This is a genomic window from Pseudomonas sp. CP4 (genome assembly GCF_047758505.1).
Lineage (GTDB): Bacteria > Pseudomonadota > Gammaproteobacteria > Pseudomonadales > Pseudomonadaceae > Aquipseudomonas > Aquipseudomonas fluorescens_AO.
In genome coordinates this window covers 3,305,008-3,318,581 of record NZ_CP180489.1, presented here as the reverse complement: position 1 = coordinate 3,318,581, position 13,574 = coordinate 3,305,008, and the positions used below count along the sequence as shown (strand labels likewise).

The following is a 13,574-nucleotide window of genomic DNA, read 5'->3' as shown; positions in this document are numbered from 1 at the left end:
TCAAGACGCGGGGAGAAAAATTCAGAAAGATTGAAATGAGTGTGGGAGCGGGCTTGCTCGCGAAAGCGGTTGTTCATTCAACATTGAGGTTGGCTGAAACGACGCCTTCGCGAGCAGGCACGCTCCCACAGGGGGATTGTGGATAAATCAGGATTTTTTGATTTTTTCCGGGCGCTTCCAGCCGTCGATGTTCTTCTGACGGGCTCGGCCTACCGCCAACTGAGCGTTATCCACATTTTGCGTGATGGTCGAGCCGGCCGCAGTCGTCGCACCGTTGGAGATATCCACAGGGGCAACCAACGAGTTGTTGGAACCGATGAACACATCCGCGCCCAAAACAGTTTTCCACTTGTTGGCGCCATCGTAGTTGCAGGTGATGGTGCCAGCGCCGATGTTGGTGCGCGCGCCGATTTCGGCATCGCCCAGGTAGGTCAAGTGCCCAGCCTTGGCACCCTCGCCCATGTGCGCATTTTTGAGCTCAACGAAGTTACCCACATGGGCGCGCGCTTCGAGCACAGTGCCCGGGCGCAAACGCGCGAAGGGACCGGCGTCGCTGCCTTCACCGAGAATGGCACCTTCGATATGACTGTTGGCCTTGATGATCACGCCTTTGCGCAGGGTACTGTCCTTGATCACGCAGTTCGGGCCGATCTGTACGTCGTCTTCAATGATCACCTTGCCTTCAAGGATCACGTTGATATCGATCAGTACATCGCGGCCTACGCTGACTTCGCCACGCACATCGAAACGCGCCGGGTCGCGCAGGGTGACGCCTTGAGCCATCAGGCGACGGCCGGCGCGCAACTGGTAATGACGTTCCAGTTCAGAGAGCTGCTTGCGATCATTGGCGCCCTGTACTTCCATCGGGTCGTGCGGTTGTTCGGTAGCCACGACCAAACCATCGCGGACCGCCATTTCGATCACGTCGGTGAGGTAGTACTCGCCCTGCGCGTTGTTGTTCGAGAGGCGACTCATCCAGTCAGCCAGGCGATCGGCCGGCACAGCGAGGATGCCGGTGTTGCCTTCGGTGATCGCACGTTGCGCTTCGCTGGCATCTTTGTGCTCGACGATTGCCGCGACCTTGCCGTCAGCATCACGCACGATGCGGCCGTAACCGGTCGGGTCATCCAGCTCAACAGTGAGCAAACCCATCTGCCCCGGCACGACATGCTTGAGCAGACGTCGCAGGGTTTCCACTTCAATCAGCGGCACATCGCCGTAGAGGATTAGCACGGTGCCCGCTTCGATGAACGGCACCGCTTGAGCGGTGGCATGGCCGGTGCCCAGTTGCTTGTCCTGCAACACGAAATTCAGGTCATCAGCTGCCAGACGCTCCCGCACCGCATCGGCACCGTGCCCGATCACCACGTGGATGCGTTGTGGATCAAGTTGTCGGGCGCTGTGGATAACATGACCGAGCATGGAGTTGCCGGCAATCGGGTGCAGCACCTTGGGCAGCGCCGAGCGCATGCGAGTGCCTTGACCGGCCGCGAGGATAACGATTTCGAGAGACATGACTGGCTACCAATCCTGGGTGGTCAGCGACTGCGACCGGTTTGTGGGAATTCGGAAAAGAAAAAAGGGTAGCCGAGGCTACCCTTTTTTATCAATCGCACAACAAGCGGCTGACGGATTAACCGCCAAACTTCTTGCGGATCTGCTGGACGGTGCGCAGCTGGGCTGCAGCCTCGGCCAGACGAGTGGCAGCGGCGCCGTAATCGAAGTCCGCGCCTTTTTCGTTCAGGGCATTCTCGGCAGCCTTGAGAGCTGCCTGAGCCTGAGCTTCATCCAGATCGGCGGCACGTTGCACGGTATCGGCAAGTACCTTGACCATGTTCGGCTGAACCTCGAGGAAACCACCGGAGATGTAGAACACCTCGGCTTCCCCGCCTTGCTTGATCAGGCGGATCGGACCCGGCTTGAGATTAGTGATCAGCGGCGCGTGACCCAGAGCGATACCAAGATCACCCAGTGCACCGTGCGCAATCACCATCTCGACCAGGCCGGAAAAGATTTCCCCTTCCGCGCTGACAATATCGCAATGGACTGTCATAGCCATCTGATGCCTCAACCTAAATTAGCGCCCGTTGCCGGGCGCCGGGATTACAGTTTCTTGGCTTTCTCGATCGCTTCTTCGATGCCGCCAACCATGTAGAACGCTTGTTCTGGCAGGTGGTCGTAGTCACCGTTGAGGATGCCTTTGAAGCCAGCAATGGTGTCTTTCAGGGAAACGTATTTACCCGAAGCACCGGTGAAGACTTCAGCCACGAAGAACGGCTGCGACAAGAAGCGCTGGATCTTACGAGCACGGTTAACCAACTGTTTGTCGGCTTCCGACAGCTCGTCCATACCCAGGATCGCGATGATGTCTTTCAGCTCTTTGTAACGCTGCAGAACGTACTGAACGCCGCGAGCGGTGTCATAGTGGTCCTGGCCGATCACGTTCGGGTCCAGCTGGCGCGAAGTCGAATCCAGTGGATCTACCGCCGGGTAGATACCCAGGGAAGCGATGTCACGGGACAGAACGACGGTAGCGTCCAAGTGGGCGAAGGTGGTCGCTGGCGACGGGTCGGTCAAGTCGTCCGCCGGTACGTATACCGCCTGGATCGAGGTGATCGAACCTTCCTTGGTCGAAGTAATACGTTCCTGCAGAACGCCCATCTCTTCAGCCAGGGTCGGCTGGTAACCTACTGCCGAAGGCATACGGCCCAGCAGTGCGGATACTTCGGTACCGGCCAGGGTGTAACGATAGATGTTGTCGACGAACAGCAGAACGTCGTTACCTTCGTCACGGAACTTCTCGGCCATGGTCAGGCCGGTCAGAGCTACGCGCAGACGGTTTCCCGGCGGCTCGTTCATCTGACCGTAAACCAGTGCCACTTTGTCCAGAACGTTGGAATCCTTCATCTCGTGGTAGAAGTCGTTACCCTCACGAGTACGCTCACCCACACCGGCGAACACGGAATAACCGCTGTGCTCGATGGCGATGTTACGGATCAGTTCCATCATGTTTACGGTTTTGCCTACACCGGCACCACCGAACAGACCGACTTTACCGCCCTTGGCGAACGGGCAAACCAGGTCGATAACCTTGATGCCGGTTTCCAGCAGGTCGTTGCCGCCTGCTTGCTCGGCGAACGAAGGTGCTGCGCGGTGAATGCCCCAGCGCTCTTCGGTGTCGATCGGGCCAGCTTCGTCGATCGGGTTACCGAGGACGTCCATGATCCGGCCCAGGGTCGCTTTACCGACCGGTACGGAGATGGCTGCGCCAGAGTCGCTGACTTCCAGACCGCGCTTCAAGCCCTCGGTGGAACCCATCGCAATGGTACGCACCACGCCGTCGCCCAGCTGCTGCTGAACTTCCAGGGTGGTTGCGGCCGCGCTTTGTACAGTCAGCGCGTTGTAGATGCTCGGTACGCTGTCGCGTGGAAATTCCACGTCGATAACGGCGCCGATGATTTGAACGATACGTCCGCTACTCATAGCTGGATCCTCTGAATATTTGAACCGTTAAACCGCGGCAGCGCCGCCGACGATTTCCGAGATCTCTTGGGTGATCGCAGCCTGACGCGCCTTGTTGTAGATCAGCTGCAAATCGCTGATCAAATCACCGGCGTTGTCGGTAGCGTTCTTCATCGCGATCATCCGCGCAGCCTGTTCAGCCGCGTTGTTCTCGACCACCGCCTGGTAGACCTGCGACTCGACGTAACGGACCATCAAGCCGTCAAGCAGCTCTTTGGCGTCCGGTTCGTAGAGATAGTCCCAGTGGTGCTTGAGATCCTGATCCGGGGTGGCCACCAGTGGAATCAACTGCTCCACGGTAGGCTGTTGCGTCATGGTGTTGATGAACTTGTTGGACACCACGGACAGGCGGTCGATACGGCCGTCCAGGTAGGCATCCAGCATCACCTTGACGCTGCCGATCAGATCATTGATCGACGGCTCTTCACCCAGGTGGCTGATAGCTGCAACGACGTTACCGCCGAAGTTGCGGAAAAAGGCCGCACCCTTGCTACCGACTACACACAGATCAATCTCGACGCCGTTTTCGCGGTTTACCGCCATGTCCTTGACCAGGGCCTTGAACAGGTTGGTGTTCAAGCCGCCGCACAGACCACGGTCACTGCTCACCACAACATAACCAACGCGCTTGATTTCGCGGTCGATCATGAACGGGTGGCGGTATTCCGGGTTGGCGTTGGCCAGATGCCCAATTACCTGGCGGATACGCTCCGCATAAGGACGGCTAGCAGCCATGCGCATTTGTGCCTTGCGCATTTTGCTGACCGCCACTTTTTCCATGGCGCTGGTAATCTTTTGCGTGCTTTTGATGCTCGCAATCTTACTGCGAATCTCTTTTGCGCCTGCCATGTAACACCTATCAGGTTAGCAAGCGGGAGCCTCGCGGCTCCCGCTGCGGCTTACCAGGTTTGGGTGGCCTTGAACTTCTCGATACCGGCTTTCATGCCAGCGTCGATTTCGTCATTGAAGTCACCTTTAACGTTGATCTTGGCCATCAAATCGGCGTGATCGCGGTTGAAGAAAGCAATCAGCGCTTGTTCGAAGCTGCCGACCTTGGCGATTTCAATGTCAGTCAGGAACCCACGCTCAGCGGCATACAGCGACAGCGCCATGTCAGCGATCGACATTGGTGCGTATTGCTTCTGCTTCATCAGCTCGGTAACGCGCTGACCATGCTCAAGTTGCTTGCGGGTCGCTTCGTCCAGATCAGAAGCGAACTGGGCGAATGCCGCCAGTTCACGGTACTGAGCCAGAGCGGTACGGATACCACCGGAGAGCTTCTTGATGATCTTGGTCTGAGCGGCACCACCCACACGGGATACCGAAACACCGGCGTTCACTGCAGGACGGATGCCCGAGTTGAACATGGCCGATTCCAGGAAGATCTGACCGTCGGTGATGGAAATCACGTTGGTCGGAACGAACGCGGAAACGTCGCCAGCCTGGGTTTCGATGATCGGCAGTGCGGTCAGGGAACCGGTTTTGCCGGTCACTGCGCCATTGGTGAACTTCTCTACGTATTCTTCCGAAACGCGGGATGCGCGCTCCAGCAGACGGGAGTGGAGATAGAACACGTCGCCTGGGTAAGCTTCACGGCCTGGTGGACGGCGCAGCAGCAGGGAAATCTGGCGGTAAGCCACTGCCTGCTTGGACAGATCGTCATAAACGATCAGCGCGTCTTCACCGCGGTCGCGGAAGAATTCACCCATGGTGCAACCGGAGTACGGTGCCAGGAATTGCAGCGCAGGAGATTCCGAAGCACTGGCAGCCACGATGATCGTGTTGGCCAGGGCGCCGTTTTCTTCCAGCTTGCGAACCACGTTGGCGATGGTCGATTGCTTCTGACCGATAGCAACGTAGACGCAGAAAATGCCGCTGTCTTTCTGGTTGATGATCGCGTCGATCGCCAGAGCGGTTTTACCGATCTGACGGTCACCGATGATCAGCTCACGCTGGCCACGGCCGACAGGGATCATGGCATCGACAGCCTTGTAGCCAGTCTGTACAGGCTGGTCTACCGACTTACGCCAGATCACGCCTGGAGCAACTTTCTCGACCGCGTCGGTCTCGGTGTTGCCCAGTGGACCTTTGCCGTCAACAGGGTTACCCAGAGCATCGACTACGCGGCCCAGCAATTCCTTACCAACAGGAACTTCGAGGATGCGGCCGGTGCACTTGGCGCTCATGCCTTCAGCCAGCGACTGGTAGGAGCCCAATACCACGGCACCTACGGAGTCCTGCTCCAGGTTGAGGGCCATACCGTAGACGCCGCCCGGAAACTCGATCATCTCGCCGTACATGACGTCGGCCAGACCGTGAATCCGCACGATGCCGTCAGATACGCTGACGACAGTGCCTTCGTTACGGGCTTGGGAGGTCACATCGAGCTTGTCGATGCGGCCCTTGATAATTTCACTTATTTCGGAAGGATTGAGTTGCTGCATTGCTCTGCTGCCCCTTCAAACTCAAGATTTCAATGCTTCGGCAAGTTTCGCGATTTTGCCGCGAATCGAGCCATCGATAACCAGGTCGCCGGCGCGGATCACGACACCACCAATCAAGGCAGCGTCCTCCGCAACTTGCAGGCGCACTTCCCGGTTGAGTCGTGCACTGAGAACCTTGGCGAGTTTGTCTTGCTGTTCTTGGTTCAATGCAAATGCACTGGTTACTTCAACGTCTACCGATTTCTCTTGTTCGGCCTTGTACAGGTCGAACAGAGCGGCGATCTCCGGCAGAAGCAGGAGACGGTCGTTCTCGGCAACGACGTTGATGAAATTGCGTGCCTTTTCATCAAACTTGTCGCCGCACACGTCAATGAACGTGGCGGCCTTTTCTGCGCTCGTCAGTCGCGGGGCCTTGAGCACGCGCTGCAGGGTGTCGTCTTGCGACACCGCTGCTGCCAGGCCGAGCATGGCTGACCAATTGGCCAGTTGCTGGTGGGCCTGAGCGTGCTCGAAGGCCGCCTTAGCGTAAGGTCGGGCCAACGTGGTCAGTTCTGCCATGATCGCCCTCGCTTAGATTTCAGCAGCCAGTTGGTTAACCAGCTCTGCGTGCGCGTTTTGATCGATTGTGGCACCCAGGATCTTCTCGGCGCCGCCAACAGCCAGCAAGCCCACTTGGGCACGCAGCTTGTCTTTGACGCTGTTCAGTTCCTGTTCGATCTCGGCTTGAGCCTGAACCTTCACACGGTCAGCGTCGATACGGGCTTTTTCAACAGCCTCTTCGACGATCTGGTTACCGCGTTTCTTGGCTTGCTCGATGATTTCAGCTGCCTGAGCTTTCGCTTCGCGCAGTTGCTGACCCGCTTTCTCTTGGGCCAACTCCAGGTCGCGAGCTGCACGGCTGGCAGCGTCCAGACCATCAGCGATCTTCTTTTGACGTTCGTGCAGAGCAGCGATGACCGGAGGCCATACATACTTCATGCAGAACAGTACAAAAATCAGGAACGCAACGGACTGGCCAATCAGGGTCGCATTAATGTTCACGCCAACACCTCGCAGTTACGTTGTCCATCACACCAAATTACCCGGAAGATCCGAGTAATCAGCCAGCGATCTGACCAACGAACGGGTTCGCAAAGGTGAAGAACAGAGCGATACCAACACCGATCATGGTTACGGCGTCGAGCAGACCGGCAACGATGAACATTTTTACTTGCAGCATTGGAACCATTTCTGGCTGACGCGCTGCGCCTTCCAGGAACTTGCCGCCCAGCAGGCCGAAACCAATTGCGGTACCCAGTGCGCCCAGGCCGATCAACAGTGCAACAGCGATAGCGGTTAGACCAACTACAGTTTCCATCTTTCCTCCCGACTTTTACGTCGTATGGTTTAGGTTTTTTAGATTAAAGCGGTAAAACAAATCGTTTCAGATGCCCCGCAAGGAGCCCCTTCCCGTTTTACCGGGAAGGACATCAGACTAGTCGAGACTGGTCTTAATGGTTTTCTTCGTGCGCCATCGACAGGTAGACGATGGTCAGCATCATGAAGATGAACGCCTGCAGGGTGATGATCAGGATGTGGAACACTGCCCACGCCCACTGCAGAACAACGCCCAGGCCGCTGAGCCAGAGCAGGCCGCTGCCGAACATCACAGCGATCAGAATGAACACCAGCTCGCCGGCATACATGTTGCCGAACAGACGCAGAGCCAGAGAGATCGGCTTGGCGATGAGGGTGACGAATTCCAGCAGGAAGTTCACCGGGATCAGCAGGGCCTGAACGAAGATGTTCTTGCTGCCGAACGGGTGCAGGGTCAGTTCGCCGATGAAGCCGCCGATGCCCTTGACCTTGATGCTGTAGAAAATGATCAGTGCGAACACCGAGAACGCCATGCCCAGGGTCGCGTTCGGGTCGGTGGTCGACACGGCGCGGAACGGGATGTGTGCATCGCCAGAGATCAGGATGGCCAGCTGGGGAATCCAGTCGACCGGTACCAGGTCGACGGCGTTCATCAGGAACACCCAGACGAAGATGGTCAGTGCCAGCGGTGCGATCACCGGGCTACGGCCATGGAAGCTGTCTTTCACGCTGCCATCGACGAATTCGACCAATACTTCAACGAAGTTCTGCAAGGCACCCGGCTGACCCGAAGTCGCTTTCTTTGCCGCCATGCGGAAAAGAAGAACGAAGATCAGACCCAGTGCGACCGACCAGCCGAGGGTATCGACGTGGAAAGCCCAGAAGCCCATTTCCTTGGCTTCTGCTGCGGTGTGGGCAAAGCCCCAGCCGCCGTTGGGTAGCTGACCGAAAGTCAGGTTCTGCAAGTGGTGCTGGATATAGCCCGAAGCGGTTGTCTCTGCCATGGTTGCCTCAAACGCCCTAAGGTCTCGAAAGTCTTGTTCTCATCAGCAGGGGAGCGAACCAGCTGACCGACTGCGTCAGCACGAACACGCCGAATACTGCGATCGGCGCCAGTGGCTTCACACCTGCAAACACCAGTGCAAACAGCACTGCCGTCAAAATAAGTTTGCCTGCCTCGCCGGCATAAAAAGACCGGACGATGGACTGGGCTGCTCGGGCGCCGGAAAACCGAAATGCCCTGTGAGCGAAATAAACATTGGGCAGCAAGGCTATCAGGCCTCCGCAAAGTCCCGAGTATCCGGCAACGACTCCATGCCATTGCCAGAGCGCCAAAGCGGCAATGAGCAAAACGACAAATTGAGCCATCAACACCGGAAAAACCGCCAGGCGATGGAAAGGCAAGCGGTTTGGCGTGCGGGTTTCCATCACAGTTGCTCTCCAATGGTCGGCTGCCGAAATTCAATAACTTGGCATAATTTGTGCCGACAAAATGCGCGCAGAGTATAGGGGCGGTTCTGCCCCTATTCAACTGTCAGGTAGTGATTTCCGACTGCGCGCTACATGAGGAAATGTTTCAGCGGATGTGTGCGAGCACACCTTGAAGCTCATCGAGCGAGTTATACCCAATCACCAATTGGCCTTTGCCCTTCTTGCCATGGCGAATCTGCACCGCAGAGCCTAGGCGCTCGGCCAAACGCTGCTCGAGGCGAGCGATGTCCGGATCGGGTTTTGCGGCTTCAACCGGCTCCGGTTTGCCACTCAACCACTGACGAACCAGTGCCTCGGTTTGGCGCACGGTCAGTCCTCGTGCGACAACATGTCGCGCCCCTTCGACCTGCTGATTGTCCGGCAGGCCGAGCAAGGCACGTGCGTGACCCATTTCCAGGTCACCGTGCGACAGCATGGTCTTGATCACTTCCGGAAGCGCAATAAGTCGCAACAGGTTAGCCACAGTCACACGCGACTTACCCACAGCCTCGGCAACCTGCTGCTGGGTCAGCTGGAATTCCTGCTGCAAGCGCTGCAAAGCCACTGCTTCTTCGATCGGATTGAGGTCTTCACGCTGGATATTCTCGATCAGCGCAATCGCAATGGCGGTTTCATCCGGCACATCGCGGACCATCGCCGGAATGGTTTCCTGCCCGGCCTGCTGACTGGCGCGCCAGCGGCGCTCACCGGCAATGATCTCAAAGCGACCGCCGCCAATCGGGCGTACCACGATCGGCTGCATCACGCCCTGAGCCTTGATCGACTGCGCCAGCTCTTCCAGGGCCTGCGGGTCCATGTCGCGGCGCGGCTGATATTTGCCACGCTGCAGCAGATCCAGCGGCAGGTGCTGCAATTCGCGTGTGTCAGCCTGCGCGGCTTGTTCTTCCAGCGCGCTGACCGTCGGACCACTCAGCAGTGCATCCAGTCCACGTCCGAGACCTCGTTTCTTGACGGCCATGGGGATTCCTTAAGTTGGCTGAGCGGCAGCAATGCGTGAATTTTTGCGTTGACGACGAACCATCTCGCCCGCCAGAGCCAGATAGGCCAGGGCACCACGCGATTGCTTGTCGTAAGCAAGCGCCGGCATGCCGTAGCTCGGTGCTTCGGCCAGGCGAATGTTGCGCGGGATCACCGTGTCGTACAACTGATCGCCGAAGTGTTCCTTGAGCTGCGCCGAAACATCGTTCATCAGGCTCAGGCGCGGGTCGTACATGGTGCGCAGCAAGCCTTCGACTTTCAGGTTCGGATTGAGCAGCTCGGCGATGCGCTTGATGTTATCCACAAGGTCGCTCAAACCTTCCAGAGCGAAGTATTCGCATTGCATGGGGATAATCACCCCGTCAGCGGCGACCAATGCGTTGAGCGTAAGCATCGACAGCGACGGCGGGCAGTCGATCAGAATGTAATCGTAGTTGTCACGGATCGGCGCCAGCGCGCTGCGCAGACGGCTTTCCTTCATCTGCATTTCCAGCAGCACGACTTCAGCTGCGGTGAGATCGCGGTTGGCCGGCAGCAGCTGATAACCGCCGTGCTCGGAGAAATGCATGGCCTGGCCCAGGTCGCATTCACCGATCAGCAGATCGTAGACCGAGTTTTCCAGACCATGTTTATCCACACCGCTACCCATGGTGGCGTTGCCCTGTGGATCGAGATCGATCAACAGCACCCGGCGCTTGGTCGCGACCAGGGATGCTGCGAGGTTGATGCAGGTGGTGGTCTTGCCCACACCACCCTTCTGGTTCGCTATCGCGAATACCTTAGCCATTCTTGCTTGTGTTCCCAATCATGCCGTGCGGCGCAGTATCAGCAGATGGCGTTGGCCTTGGCAACCGGGGACGGCCAGGGCGTGTTCGCTATCGAGTTTGAAATCTGCCGGCAATGCTACCAGCTCATCGGCCGGATGAACGCCCTTCATTGCCAGCCAGCGTGTATCGGCATCGCCCAAGTGGCGAGTCCAGTTGGTGAAGTTTTCCATGCTGCTGAAGGCCCGGGAAATGATCCCGTTGAATGGCTGCGCAGGCTGGAACGCTTCGACGCGACTGTGGATAACCTGCAAGTTATCCAGCTTCAGTTCGAGCTTGACCTGGGTCAGGAAGCGGGTTTTCTTGCCGTTGCTGTCCAGACAGGTCACTTGCGAGTCCGGGTACAGGATCGCCAGCGGGATACCAGGCATGCCACCACCACTGCCAACGTCGAGCCAGCGACCGTTTTCGATGAACGACATCACGCTGAGACTATCGAGCAAGTGCCGCGAAACCATTTCGTCCGGATCGCGCACGGCGGTCAGGTTGTAAGCCTGATTCCATTTGATCAACAGGGCCAGATAACCCAGCAGCAATTCGTGCTGAGTTTCTGTGAGATTGACACCGAGCTCGCGGGCTCCTGTGGATAACTCTTCGGCGTGTTGCGAAGTGACCTTGGCACTCAAGCGCTTTGCTCCAACTGACGGCCCGCGCCGCGTTTTTTCAAATGAATCATCAACAGCGAAATCGCTGCCGGGGTAACGCCCGGAATGCGCGAGGCTTGGCCCAGGGTCTCGGGACGTGTGGCGCCGAGCTTGCTCTGGATCTCCTTGGACAGACCGGAAATGTTGGTGTAATCGATATCCACAGGCAGTTTCGTGTCTTCGCTGGCGCGCAGACGGGCGATTTCGTCCTGTTGACGGTCGATGTAACCGGCGTACTTGGTCTTGATCTCAACCTGCTCGGCGACCTGTGGATCTTCGGCGCCCTGCCCGGTTACTTCGACCAGACCGGCGTAATCGATTTCCGGACGGCTCAACAGGTTGAGCAAATTGTATTCGTGGGTCAGCGGCGTGCCGAATTTCTCGGCAATCGCATCGCCCTGCTGGGTATTGGGGCGAACCCAGGTGCTTTTCAGGCGCTGTTCTTCGAGTTCAATGCTTTCGCGTTTCTTGCAGAAGGCCGCCCAGCGCGCGTCATCGACCAGACCAAGCTCGCGACCTTTTTCGGTCAGACGCAGGTCGGCGTTGTCCTCGCGCAGAATCAGGCGGTACTCGGCCCGCGACGTGAACATGCGGTACGGCTCTTGGGTACCGAGGGTGATCAGGTCGTCGACCAGAACGCCGATGTACGCTTCATCGCGGCGCGGACACCAGGCTTCTTTGCCCTTCGCGCGCAGTGCGGCGTTGGCCCCGGCGAGCAGACCTTGCGCACCCGCTTCTTCGTAGCCGGTGGTGCCGTTGATCTGACCGGCGAAAAACAGACCGCCAATCACTTTGGTTTCCAGGCTGTACTTCAGGTCGCGCGGATCGAAGTAGTCGTACTCGATCGCATAACCCGGACGCACGATGTGTGCGTTTTCCATGCCGCGGATCGATTGCACGATCTGCAATTGCACGTCGAACGGCAGGCTTGTGGATATCCCGTTCGGGTACAGCTCATGGGTGGTCAGACCTTCCGGTTCGATGAACACCTGATGGCTTTCCTTGTCGGCAAAGCGGTGGATCTTGTCTTCGATCGATGGGCAATAACGCGGGCCGATGCCTTCGATTTCACCGGCAGCGGAATACATCGGCGAACGATCGAGGTTCGCCGCGATGATTTCGTGGGTGCGGGCATTGGTATGGGTGATCCAGCAGCTGACCTGACGCGGATGCTGTTCTTTGTTGCCCATGAACGACATCACCGGAATCGGCGTATCGCCCGGTTGCTCGGTCATTACCGAGAAATCCACAGATTTGCCATCAATGCGCGGCGGTGTACCGGTTTTCAAACGCCCGACACGCAATGGCAACTCACGCAGACGGTGGGCCAGAGCAATCGACGGTGGATCACCGGCGCGACCGCCGGAAAAATTCTGCAAACCGATGTGGATAAGTCCGCCGAGGAAGGTACCGGTGGTCAACACCACGGAATCGGCGAAGAAACGCAGACCCATCTGTGTAATCACACCACGGACTTGCTCCTGCTCGACGATCAGGTCGTCAGCAGCCTGTTGAAAGATCCACAGGTTCGGCTGGTTTTCAAGAATTTCGCGGACAGCTGCCTTGTAGAGAATCCGGTCGGCTTGTGCACGGGTGGCCCGTACGGCCGGGCCTTTGCGGCTGTTCAACACGCGAAACTGGATGCCGCCCTTATCGGTGGCCATGGCCATCGCGCCGCCGAGGGCGTCGATTTCCTTGACCAGATGGCTTTTGCCGATGCCACCGATGGCTGGGTTGCAACTCATGGCGCCGAGGGTTTCCACGTTATGCGTCAGCAACAGGGTTTTTGCCCCCATGCGTGCTGACGCCAGTGCTGCCTCGGTACCGGCATGACCGCCGCCGATGACGATCACTTCAAAACGGGAAGGGAAATCCACCACGCACCTCGTGCCTGCTTAAGTAGGTCATTCAGGAAATAGTTGAGCTCAGGTTTCTGGACCTGGTCGGCAAGTATAGGGACTTCGCCCTTTCTAAAGAACCCTTTGCACAAAATTTAACCAGCTGTGGAGAACTCGAGGTTAAAAGAATAAAAAAGAGAGAAATTTATAAAACCTTTGTTTTTATGTTTATTCTTAGTGAGCACCGTTTCTGTGGATAGATCGCCACAAGCCTTATTTCACAAGCTGTACAGAGGTTTAAAACTCTGTGCTCATGTGGCAATGAGGTCCTTGGATAACCGCTGTAAGCCTGTGGATGAAAGGGTAGGTTATCCACAGAGGGGTTTATATCCAGTTTTCAAGCCCGTTTATCAACTGACCTCATTGGCAGTTATTCACAGGGCTTAACCCACAGAAAATCGCCTACATGGTTTTCCC

At 57.4% G+C, this 13,574-nt stretch carries 14 protein-coding genes; all 14 read right to left on the bottom strand.

Annotated elements, in window-relative coordinates; translation table 11 throughout:
• Positions 1 to 147: 147 nt before the first annotated feature.
• A complete protein-coding gene (glmU, locus tag ACMYUN_RS14770) occupies positions 148 to 1,515 on the bottom strand; it encodes a bifunctional UDP-N-acetylglucosamine diphosphorylase/glucosamine-1-phosphate N-acetyltransferase GlmU (RefSeq protein ID WP_415760986.1) in 1,368 nt (455 codons plus the stop codon).
• 118 nt (positions 1,516 to 1,633) lie between these two features.
• The gene (locus tag ACMYUN_RS14765; RefSeq protein WP_016772407.1) at positions 1,634 to 2,059 is read right to left on the bottom strand and encodes a F0F1 ATP synthase subunit epsilon; all 426 of its coding nucleotides are present in this window, start codon (positions 2,057 to 2,059) and stop codon (positions 1,634 to 1,636) included.
• 44 nt (positions 2,060 to 2,103) lie between these two features.
• On the bottom strand, positions 2,104 to 3,483 hold the full coding sequence (atpD, locus tag ACMYUN_RS14760; protein ID WP_039757213.1) for a F0F1 ATP synthase subunit beta: 1,380 nt from the start codon (positions 3,481 to 3,483) through the stop codon (positions 2,104 to 2,106).
• Positions 3,484 to 3,510: 27 nt separating this feature from the next.
• Positions 3,511 to 4,371, bottom strand: a complete 861-nt coding sequence (gene atpG / locus ACMYUN_RS14755) for a F0F1 ATP synthase subunit gamma (RefSeq protein ID WP_007911960.1) — start codon at positions 4,369 to 4,371, stop codon at positions 3,511 to 3,513.
• 50 nt (positions 4,372 to 4,421) lie between these two features.
• Complete coding sequence (gene atpA, locus ACMYUN_RS14750) at positions 4,422 to 5,966, bottom strand: F0F1 ATP synthase subunit alpha (RefSeq protein WP_016772405.1); 1,545 nt, start codon at positions 5,964 to 5,966, stop codon at positions 4,422 to 4,424.
• A 21-nt stretch (positions 5,967 to 5,987) separates the two neighbouring features.
• Positions 5,988 to 6,524 carry a F0F1 ATP synthase subunit delta gene (locus ACMYUN_RS14745; protein ID WP_016772404.1) on the bottom strand — a complete coding sequence of 179 codons (537 nt, stop codon included), beginning with the start codon at positions 6,522 to 6,524 and terminating at the stop codon, positions 5,988 to 5,990.
• 12 nt (positions 6,525 to 6,536) lie between these two features.
• Positions 6,537 to 7,007 (bottom strand): F0F1 ATP synthase subunit B, encoded by a 471-nt coding sequence (locus tag ACMYUN_RS14740; protein WP_016772403.1) that lies wholly within the window; start codon positions 7,005 to 7,007, stop codon positions 6,537 to 6,539.
• Between the two features lie 58 nt (positions 7,008 to 7,065).
• Positions 7,066 to 7,323: a F0F1 ATP synthase subunit C gene (gene atpE, locus ACMYUN_RS14735; RefSeq protein ID WP_003097235.1), complete on the bottom strand. Its 258-nt coding sequence runs from the start codon at positions 7,321 to 7,323 to the stop codon at positions 7,066 to 7,068.
• A 133-nt stretch (positions 7,324 to 7,456) separates the two neighbouring features.
• Entirely contained in the window at positions 7,457 to 8,326 is an 870-nt protein-coding gene (atpB, locus tag ACMYUN_RS14730; protein WP_016772402.1) for a F0F1 ATP synthase subunit A, read from the bottom strand.
• A 16-nt stretch (positions 8,327 to 8,342) separates the two neighbouring features.
• Positions 8,343 to 8,750, bottom strand: coding sequence for a F0F1 ATP synthase subunit I (locus ACMYUN_RS14725; RefSeq protein WP_008064605.1), 408 nt, complete (start codon positions 8,748 to 8,750; stop codon positions 8,343 to 8,345).
• Positions 8,751 to 8,898: 148 nt separating this feature from the next.
• Positions 8,899 to 9,771, bottom strand: a complete 873-nt coding sequence (locus ACMYUN_RS14720; protein WP_007960777.1) for a ParB/RepB/Spo0J family partition protein — start codon at positions 9,769 to 9,771, stop codon at positions 8,899 to 8,901.
• 9 nt (positions 9,772 to 9,780) lie between these two features.
• Complete coding sequence (locus tag ACMYUN_RS14715; RefSeq protein ID WP_016772400.1) at positions 9,781 to 10,578, bottom strand: ParA family protein; 798 nt, start codon at positions 10,576 to 10,578, stop codon at positions 9,781 to 9,783.
• Positions 10,579 to 10,596: 18 nt separating this feature from the next.
• Complete coding sequence (rsmG, locus tag ACMYUN_RS14710) at positions 10,597 to 11,241, bottom strand: 16S rRNA (guanine(527)-N(7))-methyltransferase RsmG (protein WP_016772399.1); 645 nt, start codon at positions 11,239 to 11,241, stop codon at positions 10,597 to 10,599.
• Positions 11,238 to 13,136, bottom strand: coding sequence for a tRNA uridine-5-carboxymethylaminomethyl(34) synthesis enzyme MnmG (gene mnmG, locus ACMYUN_RS14705; RefSeq protein WP_039757195.1), 1,899 nt, complete (start codon positions 13,134 to 13,136; stop codon positions 11,238 to 11,240). Before mnmG ends, rsmG begins: the two co-directional genes overlap by 4 nt.
• Positions 13,137 to 13,574: the final 438 nt, after the last annotated feature.